The sequence below is a fragment of the Yokenella regensburgei genome (genome assembly GCF_051486985.1).
Lineage (GTDB): Bacteria > Pseudomonadota > Gammaproteobacteria > Enterobacterales > Enterobacteriaceae > CBFFRJ01.
The window spans coordinates 62,318-82,804 of the sequence record NZ_JAHVDV010000012.1; the positions used below are offsets into that span (position 1 = coordinate 62,318).

Annotated in this window: 21 protein-coding genes; 10 read left to right on the forward strand and 11 right to left on the reverse strand. The window is 54.5% G+C overall.

Features of this window, described 5'->3' with window-relative positions; all coding sequences use genetic code 11:
• Nucleotides 1–63 precede the first annotated feature (63 nt).
• Complete coding sequence (gene kdgT, locus KXR87_RS10660) at nucleotides 64–1,047, forward strand: 2-keto-3-deoxygluconate transporter (protein ID WP_437432239.1); 984 nt, start codon at nucleotides 64–66, stop codon at nucleotides 1,045–1,047.
• A gap of 44 nt (nucleotides 1,048–1,091) precedes the next feature.
• On the opposite strand, the gene KXR87_RS10665 is transcribed toward kdgT, so the two are convergent.
• The gene (locus KXR87_RS10665) at nucleotides 1,092–1,988 is read right to left on the reverse strand and encodes a dihydrodipicolinate synthase family protein (protein WP_437432240.1); all 897 of its coding nucleotides are present in this window, start codon (nucleotides 1,986–1,988) and stop codon (nucleotides 1,092–1,094) included.
• A 157-nt stretch (nucleotides 1,989–2,145) separates the two neighbouring features.
• Between KXR87_RS10665 and yiiM the strand changes: the two genes are divergently transcribed.
• Nucleotides 2,146–2,820, forward strand: a complete 675-nt coding sequence (gene yiiM / locus KXR87_RS10670) for a 6-hydroxyaminopurine reductase (protein ID WP_437432241.1) — start codon at nucleotides 2,146–2,148, stop codon at nucleotides 2,818–2,820.
• A 39-nt stretch (nucleotides 2,821–2,859) separates the two neighbouring features.
• Here the strand turns inward: yiiM and cpxA are convergent, their stop codons facing one another.
• A complete protein-coding gene (gene cpxA / locus KXR87_RS10675; RefSeq protein ID WP_437432242.1) occupies nucleotides 2,860–4,233 on the reverse strand; it encodes an envelope stress sensor histidine kinase CpxA in 1,374 nt (457 codons plus the stop codon).
• On the reverse strand, nucleotides 4,230–4,928 hold the full coding sequence (cpxR, locus tag KXR87_RS10680; RefSeq protein WP_437432243.1) for an envelope stress response regulator transcription factor CpxR: 699 nt from the start codon (nucleotides 4,926–4,928) through the stop codon (nucleotides 4,230–4,232). The genes cpxA and cpxR overlap by 4 nt, the downstream gene beginning before the upstream one ends.
• 150 nt (nucleotides 4,929–5,078) lie before the next feature.
• Here cpxR and cpxP point away from each other — a divergent pair, with 150 nt between their 5' ends.
• The 6 genes from cpxP (at nucleotide 5,079) to KXR87_RS10710 (ending at nucleotide 11,157) form a co-directional block, all read left to right on the forward strand.
• Entirely contained in the window at nucleotides 5,079–5,582 is a 504-nt protein-coding gene (gene cpxP, locus KXR87_RS10685; protein ID WP_437432289.1) for a cell-envelope stress modulator CpxP, read from the forward strand.
• A 147-nt stretch (nucleotides 5,583–5,729) separates the two neighbouring features.
• Nucleotides 5,730–6,614, forward strand: coding sequence for a CDF family cation-efflux transporter FieF (gene fieF / locus KXR87_RS10690; protein WP_437432244.1), 885 nt, complete (start codon nucleotides 5,730–5,732; stop codon nucleotides 6,612–6,614).
• A 202-nt stretch (nucleotides 6,615–6,816) separates the two neighbouring features.
• A complete protein-coding gene (gene pfkA / locus KXR87_RS10695; RefSeq protein WP_437432245.1) occupies nucleotides 6,817–7,779 on the forward strand; it encodes a 6-phosphofructokinase in 963 nt (320 codons plus the stop codon).
• Between the two features lie 149 nt (nucleotides 7,780–7,928).
• Nucleotides 7,929–8,918, forward strand: a complete 990-nt coding sequence (locus tag KXR87_RS10700) for a sulfate ABC transporter substrate-binding protein (RefSeq protein ID WP_437432246.1) — start codon at nucleotides 7,929–7,931, stop codon at nucleotides 8,916–8,918.
• A 105-nt stretch (nucleotides 8,919–9,023) separates the two neighbouring features.
• Nucleotides 9,024–9,779, forward strand: coding sequence for a CDP-diacylglycerol diphosphatase (locus tag KXR87_RS10705; protein WP_437432247.1), 756 nt, complete (start codon nucleotides 9,024–9,026; stop codon nucleotides 9,777–9,779).
• Nucleotides 9,780–9,852: 73 nt separating this feature from the next.
• Nucleotides 9,853–11,157, forward strand: a complete 1,305-nt coding sequence (locus KXR87_RS10710) for an SLC13 family permease (protein WP_437432248.1) — start codon at nucleotides 9,853–9,855, stop codon at nucleotides 11,155–11,157.
• A gap of 49 nt (nucleotides 11,158–11,206) precedes the next feature.
• On the opposite strand, the gene tpiA is transcribed toward KXR87_RS10710, so the two are convergent.
• Nucleotides 11,207–11,971, reverse strand: a complete 765-nt coding sequence (tpiA, locus tag KXR87_RS10715) for a triose-phosphate isomerase (RefSeq protein WP_437432249.1) — start codon at nucleotides 11,969–11,971, stop codon at nucleotides 11,207–11,209.
• A gap of 107 nt (nucleotides 11,972–12,078) precedes the next feature.
• Nucleotides 12,079–12,666: a DUF1454 family protein gene (locus KXR87_RS10720; RefSeq protein ID WP_437432250.1), complete on the reverse strand. Its 588-nt coding sequence runs from the start codon at nucleotides 12,664–12,666 to the stop codon at nucleotides 12,079–12,081.
• A 112-nt stretch (nucleotides 12,667–12,778) separates the two neighbouring features.
• Here KXR87_RS10720 and KXR87_RS10725 point away from each other — a divergent pair, with 112 nt between their 5' ends.
• Nucleotides 12,779–13,198, forward strand: a complete 420-nt coding sequence (locus KXR87_RS10725) for a DUF805 domain-containing protein (protein WP_437432251.1) — start codon at nucleotides 12,779–12,781, stop codon at nucleotides 13,196–13,198.
• Here the strand turns inward: KXR87_RS10725 and fpr are convergent, their stop codons facing one another.
• From fpr to KXR87_RS10745, 4 genes are all read right to left on the reverse strand, one after another.
• Nucleotides 13,199–13,945: a ferredoxin--NADP(+) reductase gene (gene fpr / locus KXR87_RS10730; protein WP_437432252.1), complete on the reverse strand. Its 747-nt coding sequence runs from the start codon at nucleotides 13,943–13,945 to the stop codon at nucleotides 13,199–13,201.
• 217 nt (nucleotides 13,946–14,162) lie between these two features.
• Nucleotides 14,163–15,173 carry a class II fructose-bisphosphatase gene (glpX, locus tag KXR87_RS10735; protein ID WP_437432253.1) on the reverse strand — a complete coding sequence of 337 codons (1,011 nt, stop codon included), beginning with the start codon at nucleotides 15,171–15,173 and terminating at the stop codon, nucleotides 14,163–14,165.
• Nucleotides 15,174–15,443: 270 nt separating this feature from the next.
• A complete protein-coding gene (gene glpK / locus KXR87_RS10740) occupies nucleotides 15,444–16,952 on the reverse strand; it encodes a glycerol kinase GlpK (protein ID WP_437432254.1) in 1,509 nt (502 codons plus the stop codon).
• Between the two features lie 21 nt (nucleotides 16,953–16,973).
• Nucleotides 16,974–17,819: an MIP/aquaporin family protein gene (locus tag KXR87_RS10745; protein WP_437432255.1), complete on the reverse strand. Its 846-nt coding sequence runs from the start codon at nucleotides 17,817–17,819 to the stop codon at nucleotides 16,974–16,976.
• Nucleotides 17,820–18,266: 447 nt separating this feature from the next.
• Between KXR87_RS10745 and zapB the strand changes: the two genes are divergently transcribed.
• Nucleotides 18,267–18,512: a septal ring assembly protein ZapB gene (gene zapB / locus KXR87_RS10750; protein WP_121497563.1), complete on the forward strand. Its 246-nt coding sequence runs from the start codon at nucleotides 18,267–18,269 to the stop codon at nucleotides 18,510–18,512.
• A gap of 450 nt (nucleotides 18,513–18,962) precedes the next feature.
• On the opposite strand, the gene rraA is transcribed toward zapB, so the two are convergent.
• Together rraA and menA are read right to left on the reverse strand one after the other, a co-directional pair.
• Complete coding sequence (rraA, locus tag KXR87_RS10755) at nucleotides 18,963–19,448, reverse strand: ribonuclease E activity regulator RraA (RefSeq protein ID WP_437432256.1); 486 nt, start codon at nucleotides 19,446–19,448, stop codon at nucleotides 18,963–18,965.
• Nucleotides 19,449–19,540: 92 nt separating this feature from the next.
• The gene (gene menA, locus KXR87_RS10760) at nucleotides 19,541–20,470 is read right to left on the reverse strand and encodes a 1,4-dihydroxy-2-naphthoate polyprenyltransferase (protein ID WP_437432257.1); all 930 of its coding nucleotides are present in this window, start codon (nucleotides 20,468–20,470) and stop codon (nucleotides 19,541–19,543) included.
• Between the last annotated feature and the right edge of the window lie 17 nt (nucleotides 20,471–20,487).

Below are 20,487 nucleotides of genomic sequence, written 5' to 3' on the forward strand. Positions count from 1 at the left end.
AAACGTTTCGGTAAATGGGCGAGATGGCGCACAAAAATCAGTGATTTTTTGACAGGTGGCGATATGCAAATCAAACGTGCAATTGAAAAAATCCCCGGCGGGATGATGCTGGTTCCGCTGTTCCTTGGTGCGCTGTGCCATACCTTCTCTCCGGGTGCCGGTAAGTATTTTGGCTCCTTCACCAACGGCATGATCACCGGTACGGTGCCTATTCTGGCGGTGTGGTTCTTCTGCATGGGTGCATCCATCAAGCTCAGTGCAACCGGCACGGTGCTGCGAAAATCCGGTACCCTGGTGGTGACGAAAATTGCGGTGGCCTGGGTGGTCGCGGCGGTGACTTCACGTCTGATTCCGGCTCACGGTGTGGAGGCCGGCTTTTTTGCCGGGCTGTCGACGCTGGCGCTGGTCGCCTCAATGGACATGACCAACGGCGGTCTTTACGCCTCTATCATGCAGCAGTATGGCACTAAAGAGGAGGCCGGGGCGTTTGTGCTGATGTCTCTGGAATCGGGTCCGCTGATGACGATGGTTATCCTCGGTACGGCGGGTATCGCGTCATTTGAACCCCATGTCTTTGTTGGTGCCGTGCTACCGTTCCTGATTGGTTTTGGCCTCGGGAATCTCGACCCGGAACTGCGGGAGTTCTTTACCCGCGCGGTGCAGACTTTGATTCCCTTTTTCGCCTTCGCGCTTGGTAATACCATTGATTTAAGTGTGATAGCGCAGACCGGTTTGTTGGGGATTCTGCTGGGGCTGGCGGTCATTGTGATAACCGGCATCCCGTTGATTATTGCTGACAAGCTCATTGGCGGTGGCGATGGGACGGCGGGGATTGCAGCCTCCAGCTCGGCAGGTGCAGCGGTGGCAACACCGGTGCTGATTGCGGAGATGGTACCGGAGTTTAAAGCGATGGCACCGGCCGCTACTGCGCTGGTGGCGACATCGGTCATCGTGACCTCAATTCTTGTGCCGATCCTGACCTCTATCTGGTCACGTAGAGTGAAAGGAAACGCAGCAGCAGCTGAGCTACACAGTGCGGTAAAATAACACCGAAAAAGAGACATGAAGCCGGCCTGAAAAGGCCGGTTTTTTTAGCGCGTTGTCCCAAAAATTTCATCTGCCAGGGCACACTGCCCGGGCGTTAACTCACCGCCAAAATTGCGTGACGTGGCCCCACAATAGCCGAACTTACGTGACACCACGGTTTTGATGGTGGTAACAAAGTCTTCGCCAATGGTGTAAATCGACATAAACCGGCCAATGTCACGCTGGGCTCTGTGCAGTGCAGCCAGATCGTTTTGCTTCCAGGCTTGGCGGGCGCCGACAAATAACTCCGGCATTACGTTGTTCAGCCCGGAGATAACGCCTGCCCCGCCTGCCAGCAGGTTCGGAATGAAATATTCGTCATAGCCTGACAGCACGGCGAAATCATCGCGGATTTTTTCGGTCGCCAGAATGATATTGCGGGTATGCGACTGGCAGTCGACCGTGTCTTTGATGCCGACGAAGTTCGGGAATTCCGCTGCCAGCGTGGCGACCAGCTCAGGCGTCAGGTCACATCCCGTGCGTGCCGGGAAGTTATAGGCGAACCATTTGCCACGCAACTGTTGCCCCAGATGACGGAAGTAGCTCAGCAGTTGCGCCGACGTTTGTCCGTAGTAATAGGGCGGCAGCACCATCACGGCATCATAGCCGGTGCGGAAGGCCTCATCCGCCATTCGTTCTACATCATTCATGCAGGTTGAGGAGACGTTGGCGACCAGCGTGCCCGGCGTCATTTCCCGTACCTCTTTTATCAGCATAAGCCGTTCATCAAGCGTAAAAGAGGCGAATTCGCCAATGCTGCCCATTAGCAATACCACATCAATTCTGGCGTCGGTCAGGCGTGAAATATGCTGTCTCATTCCGTTCAGGTCGACTTTACCGTCGGGCGTCATTGGCGTAATGGACGGGCACCAGACGCCGCAAAATTCGTTTTCATTCTTCACGTCACTGTCTCCTTGAATGTGAAATAGCGTTTCAGTTATTCATTTAAGTGATAGCACGTCCCGATGAACCTCACGCGAACCGGTGTCTCATTTCTGCACGATTTCAGTGTAAAAAATGTGGTGTAATGCCAGGACACTTTACGCACCAGGGGGCCTTATGCGGCATGCGGTTAATGTTTATGTGGGAACAATACAGGATTATGCGGGAAGTAAGCCCAGTGCTATCGCCAAACGTCAGGTGGATGGAGAGTTAACGTTAACGAATCGCGGCCTGGTGGGGGATCAACAGGCGGAAAAAGTGATTCACGGCGGGCCGGACAGAGCCCTGTGCCATTATCCACGGGAGCATTATGCCTTCTGGCGACAGCAGTTTCCTGAGAACGAAACGCTCTATTATGCGCCCGCCTTTGGTGAGAATTTGTCGACGGAAGGGCTGACGGAACACAACGTATTTATCGGCGATATCTTTCGCTGGGGGGAGGCGTTAATCCAGGTCACTCAGCCACGCTCACCGTGCTATAAACTCAATTTTCACTTTAATGTCAGCGATATGGCCTCACAAATGCAGGCGAGCGGGCGCGTAGGCTGGCTGTACCGCGTGATTGCCGCCGGAAAGGTCGCCACTGACTCGCCGCTGGAGCTGGCCTCCCGTACCAGCGACGTCAGTGTGCAGGATGCCGCCGCCATTGCCTGGCATATGCCCTTTGATGACGCGCAGTACCATCGGTTACTTTCCGCAGCCGGGCTTTCAGCCAGTTGGGCAAGAACCATGCAAAAGCGACGTTTAAACGGCGTTATCGAAGATAATTCGCGAAGATTGCGCGGTAAATAGTGTCGGTTTCCCCTCGTATGCCGAGGGGAAACAATGCGGTTAAGCGCGTCTGTACAGCGGCAGCCAGATGGTCAGGCGTAACCCGCCCAGCGGGCTGTCATCCGCTTTTACCCAGCCACGGTGCTGCTGAATGGCGGTTTCGACGATAGCCAGCCCCAGACCCGTGCCCCCCGATTCACGATCGCGCGCCTCGTCGGTACGGTAGAAGGGGCGGAAAATTTGCTCTCTGTCTTCCGGGCTGACGCCAGGGCCGTCATCATCAACATTGATGGTAATGCCCTCTTTGTCGACGGCGAAGTTGACTTCGATTTTGGTGTGCGAATAACGCAGCGCGTTGCGCACGATATTCTCCAGCGCGCTTTCCAGCGCGTTGGGGTTGCCGTACAACGGCCACGGGCCCGGGGGGAAGTTGACCGTCAGCGTTTTGCCAACCTGCTCCGCCTCAAACGCGGCATTATCCAGCACCTCATTCCACAGGTGGTTCGCCTTCACGGTTTCGCTCACCAGGGCCGCTTTTTGCTGATTACGTGACATAACCAGCAGGTCATTAATCATACTGTCCAGGCGCTGTGCTTCGGTTTCAATACGCTCAAGCTCTTTGCTCTCCCCACTGCGGCGGCGCAGAAGCGCTGTCCCTAATTGCAAGCGGGTGAGGGGTGTACGCAGTTCGTGGGAGATATCAGAAAGCAGACGCTGTTGCGAGGTCATCATTCGCTCCAGCGCTGTGACCATCTGGTTAAAACTGGCCCCGGCGGCGATAAATTCCTGCGGCCCGGCTTCCAGCTCTGGCCGCTGGCGTAAATTGCCCTGGGCCACTTCATCCGCAGCGTTTTTCAACTTGCGGGCCGGTCTTGCGAGGCTCCATGCCAGCCAGAGCAGCAACGGCGAGCTAATAAGCATGGTGACGATAAGCAGCAGCAGCGGCCGGTCAAACAGCAGGTTGATAAAATCTGATTGAGAATTGCTGGCAGGGCGGATCAGATAGAGCTGGTAGCTATCCTCGCCGTCGCGGACGGAAAAGGGCCCTACCATCTCTACCCGCCCGTATTTTTTCTTCTGCGGGTGATCGGAGTTATCCGCCTGACCAATAAAGTTGCGGATAATCTGCATTTCATTGCGTTCTGCGCCTATCACGCGGCCTTCGCTGGTGACCAGCAGAAGGCGTTGTCCTGGCGGCGCCCATTTATCGATAGCGCGGAACAGTCTCCGCCACCACATCAGATCGTTCGGTGGGTCGTTGACCAGCTCCGCCTCGACGTGCTGTTCAATCATCACGCCCTGGCGCTGCTCGCTGTCGAGCAACTCCGTCATCTGGCGTGAATCAAGTTTTGGCACCATCAGAACCAGCATTAAAACCAGCGCCAGCGTCAGCCAGAAAATGGCGAAGATGCGGGCGGTCAAACTTCCTATCATGTAGCGGATACCATCAAATAGCCGCGACCACGTAAGGTTTTAAACCACGGATGGCCGTCCTTGCGGTCCGGTAGTTTGCGGCGCAGGTTAGAGATATGCATATCGATGGCGCGATCGAACGGCGTCAGGCGTTTGCCCAGCACTTCCTGGCTTAGATGCTCACGCGAAACCACCTGACCCAGGTGCTGCGCGAGCAGATAGAGCAGGGTAAATTCAGTGCCGGTAAGTTCAAGCGACTGACCATCGAAGCTGGCTTCCTGGCGACCCGGGTTCAGGCTCAGGCCATCTACTTCCAGGGTCGGAGAGCCGTTATCGGTGTTCTGCTGCTGTTCGCTCCAGTGGGAGCGACGCAAAATGGCGCGAATACGCGCGACCAGTTCGCGATCGTTAAAGGGTTTTGGCAAATAGTCATCAGCCCCCAGCTCAAGGCCGAGAACGCGATCCAACTCGCTGCCACGGGCCGTCAGCATAATGACGGGTGTCTGGTGTGTCTGGCGTAGCTCTTTAAGGGTGTCGATGCCATTTTTCTTCGGCATCATGACGTCGAGCAAAAGCAAATCGATACTGTCATCAAGGAGGTCGAGCGCCTGCTCCCCATCATGGGCAACCTGCACATTAAAACCTTCCATGTCGAGCAGCTCTTTTAACAGGGATGTAAGCTCTCGGTCATCATCTACTAAAAGAATCTTATTCATCGTTTAAATACCTCCGAGGCAGAAATTACGTCATCAAGAGTCGCTAATCCATGACTTTACGTTGTTTTACACCCCCTGACGCTTGTTTGCAGCCTGAATCGTAGACTGATTCTCGTTGATTCGCGACACATAAGATTTTGGGAGCAAATGATGCGCATTGTTACCGCTGCCGTCATGGCCTCAACACTGGCGCTCAGTACGATTGGCCAGGCAGCTGAAGTCGTAACAGGCGATAACTGGCACCCGACTGAGGGAATCGCGCAGCGTAATGGTCAGAACCATATGTTTGACGGCATAAATTTAACCGAGCATCAACGCCAGCAGATGCGAGATTTGATGCAGCAGGCACGGCACGACCAGCCCCCTGTTAATGTTAGCGAAGTGGAGGCAATGCATCGCCTTATCACCGCAGAAAATTTTGATGAAACCGCCGTGCGAAATCAGGCTGAAAAAATGGCGCAGGCACAGATAGCGCGTCAGGTTGAAATGGCTAAAGTCCGCAACCAGATGTATCACCTGCTCACGCCGGAGCAGCAGGCGGTTTTGAACCAGAAGCATCAACAACGGATGAACCAACTGCGCGACGTCGCGCAAATGCAGCAAGGTTCACCGTTGAAGTTCTTCAGTAGCAGCAGTACCCAGCGTTCCCAGTAATGAACCCTGTTTTCCTTGCCATAGACACCATCCCTGTCTTCCCCCACATGATGTGGGGGTTTTTTTTGCCCCGAATTCAGACCCCCTGATTTTGCGCCTGACAGGTGGCCTTTCGTTATACTACCCACACAAGAGTGGGGAGTCCTTATGAACGAATCTTACGGACGCCTGGTCAGCCGTGCTGCTATCGCAGCCACGATCATGGCGTCGTCATTATTGGTAATTAAAATCTTTGCATGGTGGTATACCGGTTCGGTCAGTATCCTGGCCGCGCTGGTCGATTCGTTAGTGGATATCGCCGCTTCGCTCACTAACCTTCTGGTGGTGCGTTATTCACTGCAACCGGCAGACGATGAACATACCTTTGGTCACGGCAAGGCTGAATCTCTCGCTGCGCTGGCGCAAAGTATGTTTATCTCCGGTTCGGCGCTGTTTCTGTTTTTAACCGGCATTCAGCATCTGGCGAACCCGGAACCTATGCATGCCCCTGGTATTGGTGTGGTTGTAACGCTGATTGCGCTGGTTAGCACTGTGATCCTGGTCACCTTTCAACGTTGGGTGGTGCGAAAAACCCAGAGTCAGGCGGTCAGGGCAGATATGCTTCATTATCAGTCTGATGTTATGATGAACGGTGCAATTTTGGTCGCGTTGTGGCTGTCGTGGTACGGCTGGCATCGTGCAGATGCCCTGTTTGCATTGGGCATCGGTTGTTATATTTTATACAGCGCGTTACGTATGGGATATGACGCCGTTCAGTCTCTGCTGGACAGAGCATTACCGGATGAAGAGCGTCAGGATATTTTCAATATTGTCACATCCTGGCCGGGCGTCAGTGGCGCACATGATCTTCGCACAAGGCAGTCCGGCCCAACACGGTTCATTCAAATCCATCTGGAGATGGAGGATAACCTCCCACTCTTTCAGGCGCATCTTGTGGCTGAACAGGTGGAACAGGCGATTCTGCAGCGTTTTCCAGGGTCCGATGTCATTATTCATCAGGATCCCTGCTCGGTAGTACCTCAAGGACGATAGGCGCGTTGAAGCTGTCGTATTTCGTTGTAAAAAAAGAGAGTCAGACCCGCATTTAGTGTATAAATTACCGCCATATGGTCTGACCTGAATCAATTCAGCAAAAAGCGATTGATATAATATTTGCATCATAGTCGTTTGCCCTGCGGGGCCTCGTTTTGGCCAACAGAACATTATTTTTGCATTCCTAAGTTCAGAGGTAGTCATGATTAAAAAAATCGGTGTGTTGACAAGTGGCGGTGATGCGCCGGGCATGAACGCAGCAATTCGTGGCGTTGTCCGTGCAGCATTAACTGAAGGTCTGGAAGTCGCGGGTATTTATGATGGTTACCTCGGCCTGTATGAAGACCGTATGATTCAACTGGATCGCTATAGCGTGTCAGACATGATTAACCGTGGCGGCACCTTCCTCGGCTCCGCGCGTTTCCCGGAGTTCCGTGAAGAGCACGTTCGCGCCGTGGCTATCGAGAACATGAAAAAACGCGGCATCGATGCGCTGGTGGTTATCGGCGGGGACGGTTCCTATATGGGCGCCAAACGTCTGACGGAAATGGGCTTCCCATGCATCGGCCTGCCAGGCACCATCGACAACGATGTGGCCGGTACTGACTACACCATCGGCTACTTCACTGCACTGCACACTGTGGTAGAAGCGATTGACCGCCTGCGTGACACCTCTTCTTCTCACCAGCGTATCTCTATTGTTGAAGTGATGGGGCGTTATTGTGGTGACCTGACTCTGGCGGCCGCCATCGCTGGTGGTTGTGAGTTTATCGTGCTGCCGGAAGTAGAATTCAGCCGTGAAGACCTGGTTGCCGAAATCAAAGCCGGTATTGCGAAGGGTAAAAAGCACGCCATTGTAGCTATTACTGAGCACATCTGTGATATCGATGAACTGGCGAAATATATCGAAACTGAAACTGAGCGTGAAACCCGTGCGACGGTGCTGGGTCACATTCAGCGCGGCGGCTCCCCGGTTCCTTACGACCGCATCCTGGCTTCCCGTATGGGTGCCTACGCCATCGAACTGCTGCTGCAGGGCCACGGTGGACGTTGCGTCGGTATTCAGAACGAAAAAATGGTGCACCATGACATCATTGACGCTATCGAGAATATGAAGCGTCCGTTCAAAGGCGACTGGCTGGACTGCGCTAAAAAACTCTACTAATCCTCATTAAACGCCCTCTGCACCGAGGGCGTTTCTTTTCGCTTCAGATATTCCCCAAAGTTATAGCCAATCTTCTTTTATTCTTTAATCATCGCATCGCTTTCTGGCAGGCTGAGTACATCAAAATACCTGACCTGAGAGAGTGGGCGATGAATAAATGGGGCGTGGGACTTACCTTACTGCTGGCATCCGGCAGCGTTCTGGCAAAGGACATTCAGTTATTAAATGTGTCGTATGATCCTACGCGTGAGTTGTACGAACAGTACAACAAAGCGTTCAGCGCACACTGGAAGCAGGAGACGGGCGATACTGTCACTATTCGTCAGTCTCATGGCGGTTCTGGTAAACAGGCGACCTCCGTCATTAATGGCCTGGATGCTGATGTCGTGACGCTGGCCCTGGCGTATGACGTGGATGCGATTGCCACGCGTGGCAGCATCGACAAAAACTGGATTAAACGCCTGCCGGATAACTCCGCGCCTTACACCTCGACCATTGTATTTCTGGTGCGTAAAGGCAACCCGAAACAGATTCATGACTGGAATGATTTGATCAAGCCGGGCGTGTCCGTCATCACCCCAAACCCGAAAAGCTCAGGCGGCGCGCGCTGGAACTACCTGGCGGCGTGGGGCTACGCGCTGCACCAGAACGGTGGCGATCAGGCAAAAGCGCAGGAATTTGTGAAGGCGCTGTTTAAAAATGTAGAAGTACTGGATTCCGGCGCACGTGGGGCAACCAACACCTTCGTAGAGCGCGGTATTGGCGATGTGCTGATTGCCTGGGAAAACGAAGCCCTGCTGGCGACGAAAGAACTCGGCAAAGATAAGTTTGAAATCGTGACCCCGAGTGAATCTATCCTCGCGGAACCGACGGTTTCCGTCGTTGATAAAGTGGTGGCGAAAAAAGGCACCCAGCAGGTGGCTGAAGCCTACCTGAAGTATCTCTACACGCCGGAAGGTCAGGAGATTGCAGCGAAGAACTTCTATCGTCCCCGTGACAAACAGGTTGCGGCGAAATATGAAAGCGAGTTCCCGAAACTGAAGCTGTTTACCATTGACGATGTCTTTGGTGGCTGGACAAAAGCGCAGAAAGCGCACTTCTCCAATGGCGGCACTTTCGACGAAATCAGTAAACGCTAATCCCCGGGCGGCCCTTAACGGGGCCGTTTTTGTTTTCCCCTTCGGACGTTATTTTCTTACCCTCCTGCGCTATGCTTCATGTTCTGCCTGAAATGAGGACGGCTAATGAAGATGGTGCTCCGAACCGTAAGCGTGCTGGTGATGTTAATGCTGCTGGCGGCGGCTTACGGCGCGTACTGGTGGCACAGCGGCGACAGGGATCAACTTCGCCAGACCGTGATCGGGCAATGCGTCCCTCATCAGCGTGATAAACAGCAGCCCGAACCCTGTGTTCAGGCTAACCTGGACGCGGGTTATGTGTTGCTCAAAGACCGACACGGCCCGCTGCAACATCTTCTTATGCCCACCTACCGTATTAACGGGATTGAAAGTCCACTGTTACTGCAGCCCTACACGCCGAACTTTTTCTGGCAGGCCTGGCAGTCGCGCGGGGTGATGGAAAAAAGGCACGGCGGCCCGGTTCCGAATAGTGCGATTTCACTGGCCATCAACTCCCGTACCGGGCGCACTCAAAACCACTTTCATATTCACATCTCCTGCCTGCGTAGCGACGTGCGAACCACGCTTGACCGTGAAGCAGCCAGTATTAGCAGCCGCTGGCTGGCGCTGCCCGGTGGACTGCTGAGGCATCACTATCTGGCGCGGCGGGTCACGGAAGCCGAACTGGTAAAGCGCAGTCCGTTCCTGATGCTGGCAGAAGAGGTGCCTGGTGCCCGTGACCATATGGGACGGTATTCACTGGCCCTGGTGCAGCAGGCTGATGGCTCCTTTGTGCTTCTGGCAACACAACGAGATGCGCTCACCTTTAACCGCGGGTTTGCGGAGGAACTCCAGGATCATCAGTGCACTATCCTGAACTGATCCCACCAGATTTGGCGTTTACCAGGCAAGTCTGTCGCCCTACACTTGCCGAAATTATCTACAGGAGACAGGCATGTCGCTCTGGTTTACTCACCCTCTGTTCCTTCCTTCCGTAATCGTTGGCATAACCATCGTGCTCTGGGCGACCTCGCTGTTGCCGGAGTTCATCACGGCGCTGTTGTTTTTCACCGCGGCAATGATTGCCAAAATTGCGCCGCCGGACGTTATCTTTGGCGGCTTCGCGTCTTCGGCGTTCTGGCTGGTGTTCAGCGGTTTCGTGCTCGGCGTGGCGATTCGCAAAACCGGGCTGGCCGACCGGGCCGCACGGGCATTGTCTTCTAAACTGACGGATTCGTGGTTGCTCATGGTGGCAAGCGTGGTTCTGCTAAGTTATGCGCTGGCCTTTGTGATGCCCTCCAATATGGGGCGTATTGCGCTGTTGATGCCCATTGTGGCGGCAATGGCAGCACGGGCGGGTATCGCGGAAGGCACGCGCGCCTGGTACGGACTGGCGCTGGCGGTCGGGTTTGGTACCTTCCAGCTCTCTGCGACCATTCTGCCTGCGAACGTCCCCAACCTTGTCATGAGCGGGGCGGCGGAAGGATCGTACGGCATTCACCTGAATTATGTTCCTTATCTGCTGTTGCACACGCCGGTGCTCGGCATACTCAAAGGTCTGATCCTGATTGGCCTGATTTGCTGGCTCTTCCCAGGCAAACCGCATGCTGCAAAAGAAATGGCACCGTCAGAACCCATGAGCCGGGCAGAGAAGCGGCTGGCATGGCTGCTGGCCGTTGTTCTGACGATGTGGGTGACGGAGAGCCTGCACGGCATTGGCCCGGCGTGGACGGGCCTGGTAGCGGCCTGCATTACGTTGTTGCCACGGGTCGGCTTTATCAATGGCGAGGAGTTTTCCAGCGGCGTGAATATTCGTACCTGTATCTACGTAGCCGGTATTCTGGGGCTGGCGATTACAGTGACGCAAACCGGGATCGGTGCGGCGGTGGGCAACGCCCTGCTGCATGTGATGCCGCTTGATCCGGAGAAGCCGTTCACCAGCTTCCTCGCGCTGACCGGCATCACGACGGCATTAAATTTCATCATGACCGCCAACGGCGTGCCGGCGCTTTTCACCACCCTGGCACAGAGTTTCTCCGATGCTACCGGGTTCCCGCTGCTGTCGGTAATTATGATTCAGGTGCTGGGCTATTCCACGCCGCTGCTGCCGTACCAGGCGTCACCGATTGTGGTGGCAATGGCGCTGGGTAAGGTGCCTGCCCGGGCGGGAATGTTGTTATGTTTCGCGCTGGCGGTGGCAACGTATCTGGTGCTGTTACCGCTGGATTATGCGTGGTTTAGCGTGCTGGGGAAATTGTAGGTCTTGATGGGTCTGTGCCCCTCTCCCTGCAGAGAGAGGGGCCAGGAAATTACGCTTTGGCGGCTTCTGCTGCTTTAACGATCACCGCAAAAGCGTCAGCTTTCAGGGATGCACCGCCAACCAGCGCGCCGTCGATGTCCGGCTGAGTGAAGAGTTCAGCCGCGTTGGACGCATTAACTGAACCGCCGTACTGGATGATCACTTGCTCAGCCACTTTCGCGTCGGCTTTAGCAATGTGGTCACGGATAAATTTGTGAACGGCCTGTGCCTGCGCCGGGGTAGCTGATTTGCCGGTGCCGATAGCCCATACAGGTTCGTATGCAATAACAGCGCCTTCGAAGGCCGCAGCGCCCTGGGTTGTCAGCACGGCGTCAATCTGACGCGCGCACACTTCTTCCGTTTTACCCGCTTCGTTTTCTGCTTCGGTTTCACCGATGCACAGAACCGGGATCAGACCCTGCTCTTTCAGCACGGCGAATTTCTTCGCGATGAATTCATCAGATTCTTTGTGGTAGGTACGACGCTCAGAGTGACCAATGATGATGTATTTCGCACCAATATCTTTCAGCATTTCAGCGGAGGTTTCGCCGGTGAATGCGCCAGACAGGTTAACGTCAACGTTCTGCGCGCCCAGCACGATGTGGCTGCCGTCAGCGGCGTGTTTTGCCAGATCGAGGTACATATCAGGTGGCGCGATGGCTACGCCACAACCGGTAACGCCAGCCAGCTCTTTACGCAGGTTAGCAACCAGTTCGTTTACCATATGGCGGCTGCCGTTCAGTTTCCAGTTACCCATCACCAAAGGATGTCGCATTTTTACTCTCCACGCACGAAGCGAATTAAGGAATATAGCTACCCCTCAGGGCAGCGTGGTCTGTGAAACAGTATAGAGATTCGTCCCTGCAAAGGCTTTGCTTTTTGTCATTTATTGTCGCCTTGGGTGCTCTCAGATAACGTCAGCTTAATCGGTTCAACTGCGAAGGTCAGCCCCTTTTCACCGTCATCTGCGACAACATAGCGAATCGCACCTTCCGTTTCGGCATACCATAATTTGTTTTTGCCGCTGTTCAGGAGCTTTTGCAGTTTTTGCAGGCTTTGCGCTTTTGTAAGACCGGGCGAAAACTCCCGCAGCACCGCAGCCATATACTCCTGCGCTTTCGCTCTGGACGATTTTTGCTCTGGTCCTCTGATGGGGAGCCAGGTTATCTGCATTGACTTAATTTTCAGCGTACCGCGCTCCAGTGCCGTGGACGCATAAAGATTGTCATTAATCCTGGTGGCCGCACGGGTGATACGCGCCGTGTCAGCACCCGATTCAATGGCGCGGAACTCATTCAACGCAAGCGCAGGATTGTCCTCATTAAAACTTTCCCGGAACTGGCTGATAGATTGTTCAAAGGTCGGGGCACCGGGCAATAAATAGGGTGCCGCCGGTACGGATGAGGCATCGTCTGCATGCGCAGGCGAAACTATCATCAGTGCCGCCAACAGGAGCCACCAGGTTTTCATCAACATCATCCTCATTTCATTTTGCTCACGATTAAAACGATAACCGCCGGGCTTGTCAAAAAGTCGCGCCGCCAGGGTAAACTAGCCGCATCACGATAATAAGGAACCTTACATGGGTATTCAGCAGTGGTTATTCTCAATTAAAGGGCGCATTGGCCGCCGTGACTTTTGGGTATGGATGGTCATCTGGGTGGTGGCAATGGCGGCGCTCTTTTATGCGGTCAGTTTCAGTCTGCTTGCCAGCCAGACTGCGGCGTTCATGCTGGTTTGTCTGCTCTGGCCGACCGCCTGCGTGGTCATTAAACGCCTGCACGATCGCGGCAAATCTGGCCCCTGGGCACTGTTATTTATACTCGCCTGGATGCTGCTTGCCGGGAACTGGGATATGTTAAACGCCACGTTGCAGTGGGCTGTCGGACGTTTTGTGCCTGCGCTTATCATGGTGGGAATGTTCATTGACCTGGGCGCCTTTGTGGGCACCCAGGGTGAAAACAAGTTTGGTAAAGATACGCTGGACGTAAAGTACCGCTAATCACCAGTAGTGTTCCGCCGTCATATGGCCCGGTCGACGGCGTAAGTGTTTGGCCATCTGCCGGGTCTCTTTCAGCAGTTGCTGCGTATCACGCACCATCTGCGGGTTACCGCACAGCATCACATGGCTGGTCTCTGGCGTCATCGGTAATCCGACGGCCTCCTCCAGTGCGCCGCTCTCGATAAGTGCCGGTACGCGCCCGGTCAGCGAACCTGAAACCGTTTCGCGGCTCACCACCGTCTGAATGCGTAATTTGCCTTCGTAGCGCTGCTGAAGCTCCAGCATCATCGGCAGGTAGCTGAGATCGGCGGCATAACGCACCGCATGTACCAGCACCAGATTTTTAAAGCGTTCGAGATCTTTGCCCTCCTGCAAAATCGACAGGTAAGGGCCAATAGCCGTGCCGGTGGCCAGCATCCACAGGGTTTCGCAGTCCGGCACCTCTTCAAGCACAAAGAAGCCAGCGGCTTCGCTAACGATCAGAATGTCATCCCCTGGCTGGAGTGCGGCCAGGCGAGGGCTAAGTTTGCCTTCCGGCACGGTGACCAGATAGAACTCAAGATCAGGATTTCCTGGCGCGTTAACGTGTGAGTAGGCGCGTTGCACCCGTTCCCCGTCGATTTCGAGCCCGAGCTTGGCGAACTGTCCGGCGGTGAAAGGAAGGATGGGGGCATGAACGGTCAGGCTGAACAACGCGTCGGTCCAGAACTCGACTTTAACCACTTTTCCTGTAACCCAGTCGGCCATGATTTTCTCCTGTTCAGAATCATTGCCTTATCTTCGTCGTGAATGGAGAGGATTTCCAGCCCGTGAGCACCGGAAAGCTCTCCCTGACAAATATACCCGCCCTGCGTAAGGTTGCAGATGCCTTGGCTACACGCCTTCACGCGAATCACTTACGAATAAGTTCATCGGGATGGCTCGCTGCCGTCAGCCTGCAACCTGGGTGATGCAGGAGACACACTTACAGAATATGGGTCTGCACGTCCGGGTCTTTGCGATCCAGATAATGAATTGACTGAATACGGCGAATGGTGCGTGATTTGCCGCGAATCAGCAGGGTTTCGGTGGTGGCGATATTGCCTTTGCGGCTGATACCGTCCAGCAGGTCGCCTTTGGTGATGCCGGTCGCGGAGAAAATCACATTGTCACTGCGCGCCATGTCGTCCAGACGTAACACGATACCCGCTTCGATACCCATCTCCTGGCAGCGTGCCAGCTCATTTTCCCCGATACGTCGGTTCGCTTCACTGTCACCTTTCACATGATGACGAGCCAGCAGGCGGCCCTGCATATCTCCGTCCAGTGCACGGATAACGGCAGCGGAGACCACACCTTCTGGTGCGCCGCCAATTCCGTAGAGCACGTCAACTTCGCTGTCCGGCATACAGGTCAGAATGGAGGCGGCAACGTCGCCGTCCGGAATGGCAAACACGCGCACGCCGAGTTTCTGCATGTCGGCAATGGTCGCTTCGTGACGTGGCTTCGCCAGAATGGTCACCGTCAGCTCAGCGAGCGGTTTACCCAGCGCAGCCGCGACGTTACGCAGGTTCTCATCCAGCGGCAGGTTGAGATCAATCGCGCCTTTTGCGCCCGGCCCGACAATCAGTTTTTCCATGTACATATCCGGTGCGTTGAGGAAGCACCCTCGATCGCCCACCGCCAGCACCGCCAGGGCATTCGCCTGGCCCATCGCGGTCATACGCGTACCTTCAATCGGGTCCACGGCGATGTCCACCGCATCCCCTTTGCCGGTACCGACTTTCTCACCGATGTAAAGCATTGGGGCTTCGTCTATCTCCCCTTCGCCAATGACGATGGTGCCGTCGATGTTGACCTGATTAAGCATGATGCGCATCGCGTGAACTGCTGCGCCGTCAGCTACGTTCTTATCACCGCGCCCCAGCCACTTGTAACCAGCAAGCGCCGCCGCTTCCGTCACGCGGGAAAATTCAATGGCAAGTTCTCGTCTCATTGCATACTCGTGAAGTCAAAGAAATTGCGCGAAGTTTAACACAGAGAGGGCGCGAGGGTGCGGCCGGGTCCCCTCACCCTAACCCTCTCCCCAAAGGGGCGAGGGGATGGTACGGTGCGGTTTTCTATCCAGGTGCAGCGGTGTCGGTTTTCATCCACTCCCAAAAGGATGAGGGGATTGTACAGCGCGGTTTTTTTCCGGAACGGAGGGTGAGTGAACGGGGCTGGTTTTCACCCTCTCCCCGTTGGGGAGAGGGCAGGGGTGAGGGGATTACTCGCCGTGATCTTCCCACGCCAGGGCGCGTTTTACTGCTTTCTTCCAGCCGTTGTAACGCACGTTACGCTCGGTGGTTTCAATACCGGGGCGGAATTCGCGCTCAATCACCGCCTTCTCTTGCAGTTCATCCAGATTCTGCCAGAAACCAACGGCCAGACCGGCCAGATAGGCGGCACCCAGCGCCGTCACTTCACGCACTTCGGGGCGCTCCACGCGGGTACCCAGAATGTCGGACTGGAACTGCATCAGGAAGTTGTTGGCGACGGCACCGCCGTCCACCCGCAAGGCGTGCAGACGAATGCCGGAGTCGGCCTGCATCGCTTCCAGCACATCCCGTGTCTGATAAGCAATGGATTCCAGGGTGGCGCGGATGATGTGGTTTGCATTCACCCCACGGGTCAGACCGAAGACTGCACCACGGGCATAGGGGTCCCAGTAAGGCGCGCCCAGACCGGTGAACGCAGGCACAACGTACACGCCATTTGTGTCTTTCACCTTGGTAGCAAAATACTCAGAGTCAAACGCATCGCTGATGAGTTTCACCTCGTCGCGCAGCCACTGAATAGACGCACCCGCCATGAACACCGCACCTTCCAGTGCATAGTTCACTTCACCGCTTGGGCCACAGGCGATGGTGGTCAGCAGACCATTTTCTGATTTCACCGCTTTCTCACCGGTGTTCATCAACATAAAGCAGCCGGTACCGTAAGTGTTCTTCGCCATCCCTTCTTTGACGCAAAGCTGGCCGAACAGCGCCGCCTGCTGGTCACCGGCAATCCCGGCGATCGGAATACGTGTACCACCTTTACCACCAATATTGGTCTGCCCGTAAACTTCAGAAGATTTGCGGACATCCGGCAGCATCGCGCGTGGAATATCCAGCGCTTCCAGCATCTTGTCATCCCATTCCAGCGTATTAATGTTGAACAGCATGGTACGGGAGGCGTTGGTGTAGTCGGTCACGTGTACGCGTCCCTGGGTCATTTTCCAGATAAGCCAGGTATCAACGGTACCAAACAGCAGTTCGCCGCGTTTTGCTCGCTCGCGTGAGCCTTCAACGTGGTCGAGGATCCATTTCACTTTCGTTCCGGAGAAGTACGGGTCAACCACAAGACCGGTGGCGCTACGCACGTATTCTTCCATACCATCACGTTTTAGTTGCTCGCAAATATCCGCGGTGCGGCGGCACTGCCAGACGATGGCGTTATAAATCGGTTTGCCGGTTTCACGTTCCCAGACAATCGCCGTTTCACGCTGGTTGGTAATACCAATCGCCGCGATCTGATCGGAGTTAATATCGGCTTTTGCCAGCACTTCAACCAGGGTGGAGCTCTGGGTAGCCCAGATTTCCAGGGGATCATGTTCAACCCAGCCTGGCTTCGGATAAATTTGTTCGAATTCGCGCTGGGATACGCTGATGATGTTGGCGTCATGGTCCATTACAACGGCGCGGGAGCTGGTAGTGCCCTGGTCGAGCGCAACGATATATTTTTTTTCAGTCATGATTTATGTCCCGTAGTCACATTACAGCGAAGCTTTTTGTTGAGCGGTAGGCGTGGAATCTTTCTCTTCCACGGCGCAAACATCACACGGCAGATGGCGGCCAATCAGTTTACGATAACCGAAGGCACCCAGCGCTGCGCCGACAATCGGCCCGAACAGCGGCACGAGGAAGTAAGGAATATCTTTACCGCCGGTGAAGGCAACATTGCCCCAACCTGCCAGCCAGGCGAACGCTTTCGGCCCGATATCACGTGCCGGATTCATCGCAAACCCGGTCAGTGGGCCCATAGAAGCACCAATAACCGCGATCAGCAGGCCGATCAGCAGTGGCGCAAGTGGACCACGTGGAATACCGTTACCATCGTCCCCTAACGCCATAATGACGCCCATCAGAATAGCGGTAATCACCATTTCAACCGCGAAGGCCTGCACAAAATTGATATGTGGGTTAGGGTAAGTTGAGAAAATGCCCGCGAGATCAATACTTTCAACCGTCCCACGTACCATGTGGTGAGTTTGTTCGTAATCGAGGAAAAGATTGTAATAAAGCCCGTAAACAAGCGCAGCAGCGCAGAACGCACCGGCAAACTGGGAAAAAATGAAAGGAGCAACTTTGCGCCCGTCAAAACAGGCAAAGAGCCACAACGCGATTGTCACTGCCGGGTTAAGGTGTGCGCCGGAAACCCCTGCGGTCAGGTAGATGGCCATCGCCACACCCAGGCCCCAAATGATACTGATTTCCCACTGTCCGAAGCTGGCGCCCGCCACTTTCAGCGCAGCAACGCATCCCACACCGAAGAAAATCAACAACCCGGTTCCGAGAAATTCGGCGATGCACTGGCCTTTTAAGGTTGAGGTTTGACTCATAATCGGATCCTGCCAAGAGTTTAATGGTTATTGTTTGCATGGAGGTCGGGCTCCACGATGTCGTGTAGACATACTGTTAATTTATCGTTAACGCTCACAAACGAGAAATATCGAAATTAAAATGTGTGTGCTACGTCAATAAAATGAGCGTTTTCGCGCTATGAGGCGCGTTTGCGAATGATGTGAACATTGAGTGAAGTGTGAACTGAATCATTTTTGTAACCCATAATTTAACAATTAAGGAGTAGGCCCGCCAGCAGCCCAGGCATAACCTGAAAAGTGTTGCAAAGCTTGATCTGCGCGGCTTGTCGCTGGACAGGGGCGGTAGGGCTTCATACAATCGGACACCAGGGCCATGCGCTAAACATTGAGGCGTCGCCGTTCACGGAACGAAGCTGTACCCGAGAGGTGCAACTGTTCATCAACGCCTTGCAATTCAGGAGAGGTATGACGATGTCATTAGAAGTATTCGAGAAACTGGAAGCAAAAGTACAGCAGGCGATTGATACCATCACGTTGTTGCAGATGGAAATCGAAGAGCTGAAAGAGAAGAACAACAGCCTGAGCCAGGAGATTCATTCTGCTCAGCAGGGTCGTGAAGAGCTGGAACGTGAAAACAACCAGCTTAAAGACCAACAGCATGGCTGGCAGGAGCGGTTGCAGGCTCTCTTAGGGCGCATGGAAGAAGTCTGATTACGCTTTATCTTTCGCGCCGTAGCGGCGTTGGCTGCATTCGCTCACCCCGGTCACATAGTTATCTATGCTCCCGGGGATTCGCTTACTGGCCGCCTTGCTACAACACGAAATCTTTCGCGTAATGTTGAGGTTATCTTTCGCGACGTAGCGGCGTTGGCTGCATTCGCTCACCCCGGTCACATAGTTATCTRTGCTCCCGGGGATTCGCGTACTGGCCGCCTTGCTACAACACGAAATCTTTCGCGTAATGTCGGGTTTATCTTTCGCGCCGTAGCGGCGTTGGCTGCATTCGCTCACCCCGGTCACATAGTTATCTGTGCTCCCGGGGATTCGCGTACTGGCCGCCTTGCTACAACACGAAATCTTTCGCGTAATTGTTGATTTCAACTTGCGCGTAAAATAAAAAGGGCACCCGAGGGTGCCCTTTTTATATAAAGCGAAAGCGAACTACTCGATATCTAACGCATCTTCGGAAAGGATAATACCGGTGTTGTCAGCATAGAGATGGTCGCCGGAGAAGAAGGTCACACCGCCAAAGTTGACGCGGACATCGCTCTCACCAATCCCTTCTCCTGCTGCTCCCACCGGGATGGCGGCAATGGCCTGAATACCCAGATCCAGTTCCTCAAGGTCATCAACCTGACGCACCGCGCCATAGACGACAATGCCTTCCCATTCGTTCTGGGCGGCGATGCGGGCAAGATCCGCATCAATCAGGGCACGGCGCACCGAACCACCGCCATCGACCAGCAGTACGCGACCACGGCCATTCTGTTCGAGCAGATCATAGAGCAACCCGTTATCCTCGAAACATTTCACCGTGATGATTTGACCGCCAAACGACGACCGTCCACCAAAATTGGAGAACAGCGGTTCCACGACGTTGACATCTTCCTGGTAGATGTCACAGAGCTCAGACGTATCGTATTTCATAGGCTTAACGTTCAGTTGCTGCGAGAATAGTCAGTATATCGCGCATCACGCGTTGTTGGCAAAATCATCAATTGTTAATTGACCTTCGTCAGTTAAAAATGCACCTGACTTAAGATAATCCCAATCACAAACAATAAGTTAGTTAACAACGCCCCTTTTACCGTGCGTTCGAGCATCGGCGGCATAGCGTTCGGATTCAGTTCGCGCATCACAAAGCGCGCCTGTTTGAATAACAGCGGAGTGGCAAGCAGGAACAACCAGCCCCAGACGCTCTGCAACGAAAGCAGGTTAAACAACGCCAGACAAAGGAGCGCGCCCGCCAGCAGGCCGGCATGATAACGTCGGGCATTCACCGGGCCTAAACGAACGACGAGGGTGATTTTGCCGTTCACCCTGTCGCTGTCGATGTCGCGCAGATTATTGATGTTAAGCACGGCCGTAGCCAGCAGGCCGCAGGCGGTAGCAGGCAGGAAAATCGCCGGGCTCAGCATGTGTGCCTGGAGATACCAGCTTCCCATGACGCTCAGCCAGCCGAAGAAAATCAGCACCGAGACATCACCCAGGCCAATATAACCATAGGGGCGCTTGCCGACGGTATAGGTGATAGCGGCCACAATTGACAATCCACCCAGTACTACGAAACCGATAAAGTCCATCAATGTATGGGTGGCGGTCAGCAGCAGTAGCAGACCTGAAATACAGCTCAGAACGATGACGATAATCAGCGCGCGTTTCATCTGCTCAAGGGAGATCGCCCCTTTTTGCATCCCACGCAGAGGGCCAATACGGTCAGGTTTATCGCTGCCTTTGACAGCATCGCCATAATCGTTAGCCAGATTGGAAAGAATTTGCAGGAGGCCGGCGGTGCTTAACGCGAGTATGGCAACCAGGGGATCAAAGAAACCCTGCCACCAGGCGAGTGCCGTGCCCACCACAATGGCGGCAAAAGCCAGCGGAAGGGTTTTAGGCCGCAGGCTTTCCAGCCAGGCCTGGGTGCGGCTCAAAGGTTGTGTCTCGGTCATAATCCCAGCCAATAATA

Excerpts from the sequence above, each read along its gene's own strand:
- kdgT (WP_437432239.1), top strand. The coding sequence starts at position 64 with ATGCAAATCAAACGTGCAATTGAAAAAATCCCCGGCGGGATGATGCTG.
- yiiM (WP_437432241.1), top strand. The coding sequence starts at position 2,146 with ATGCGGCATGCGGTTAATGTTTATGTGGGAACAATACAGGATTATGCG.
- cpxA (WP_437432242.1), bottom strand. The coding sequence starts at position 4,233 with ATGATAGGAAGTTTGACCGCCCGCATCTTCGCCATTTTCTGGCTGACG.
- cpxR (WP_437432243.1), bottom strand. The coding sequence starts at position 4,928 with ATGAATAAGATTCTTTTAGTAGATGATGACCGAGAGCTTACATCCCTG.
- cpxP (WP_437432289.1), top strand. The coding sequence starts at position 5,079 with ATGCGCATTGTTACCGCTGCCGTCATGGCCTCAACACTGGCGCTCAGT.
- fieF (WP_437432244.1), top strand. The coding sequence starts at position 5,730 with ATGAACGAATCTTACGGACGCCTGGTCAGCCGTGCTGCTATCGCAGCC.
- pfkA (WP_437432245.1), top strand. The coding sequence starts at position 6,817 with ATGATTAAAAAAATCGGTGTGTTGACAAGTGGCGGTGATGCGCCGGGC.
- KXR87_RS10700 (WP_437432246.1), top strand. The coding sequence starts at position 7,929 with ATGAATAAATGGGGCGTGGGACTTACCTTACTGCTGGCATCCGGCAGC.
- KXR87_RS10705 (WP_437432247.1), top strand. The coding sequence starts at position 9,024 with ATGAAGATGGTGCTCCGAACCGTAAGCGTGCTGGTGATGTTAATGCTG.
- KXR87_RS10710 (WP_437432248.1), top strand. The coding sequence starts at position 9,853 with ATGTCGCTCTGGTTTACTCACCCTCTGTTCCTTCCTTCCGTAATCGTT.
- tpiA (WP_437432249.1), bottom strand. The coding sequence starts at position 11,971 with ATGCGACATCCTTTGGTGATGGGTAACTGGAAACTGAACGGCAGCCGC.
- KXR87_RS10720 (WP_437432250.1), bottom strand. The coding sequence starts at position 12,666 with ATGAAAACCTGGTGGCTCCTGTTGGCGGCACTGATGATAGTTTCGCCT.
- KXR87_RS10725 (WP_437432251.1), top strand. The coding sequence starts at position 12,779 with ATGGGTATTCAGCAGTGGTTATTCTCAATTAAAGGGCGCATTGGCCGC.
- fpr (WP_437432252.1), bottom strand. The coding sequence starts at position 13,945 with ATGGCCGACTGGGTTACAGGAAAAGTGGTTAAAGTCGAGTTCTGGACC.
- glpX (WP_437432253.1), bottom strand. The coding sequence starts at position 15,173 with ATGAGACGAGAACTTGCCATTGAATTTTCCCGCGTGACGGAAGCGGCG.
- glpK (WP_437432254.1), bottom strand. The coding sequence starts at position 16,952 with ATGACTGAAAAAAAATATATCGTTGCGCTCGACCAGGGCACTACCAGC.
- KXR87_RS10745 (WP_437432255.1), bottom strand. The coding sequence starts at position 17,819 with ATGAGTCAAACCTCAACCTTAAAAGGCCAGTGCATCGCCGAATTTCTC.
- zapB (WP_121497563.1), top strand. The coding sequence starts at position 18,267 with ATGACGATGTCATTAGAAGTATTCGAGAAACTGGAAGCAAAAGTACAG.
- rraA (WP_437432256.1), bottom strand. The coding sequence starts at position 19,448 with ATGAAATACGATACGTCTGAGCTCTGTGACATCTACCAGGAAGATGTC.
- menA (WP_437432257.1), bottom strand. The coding sequence starts at position 20,470 with ATGACCGAGACACAACCTTTGAGCCGCACCCAGGCCTGGCTGGAAAGC.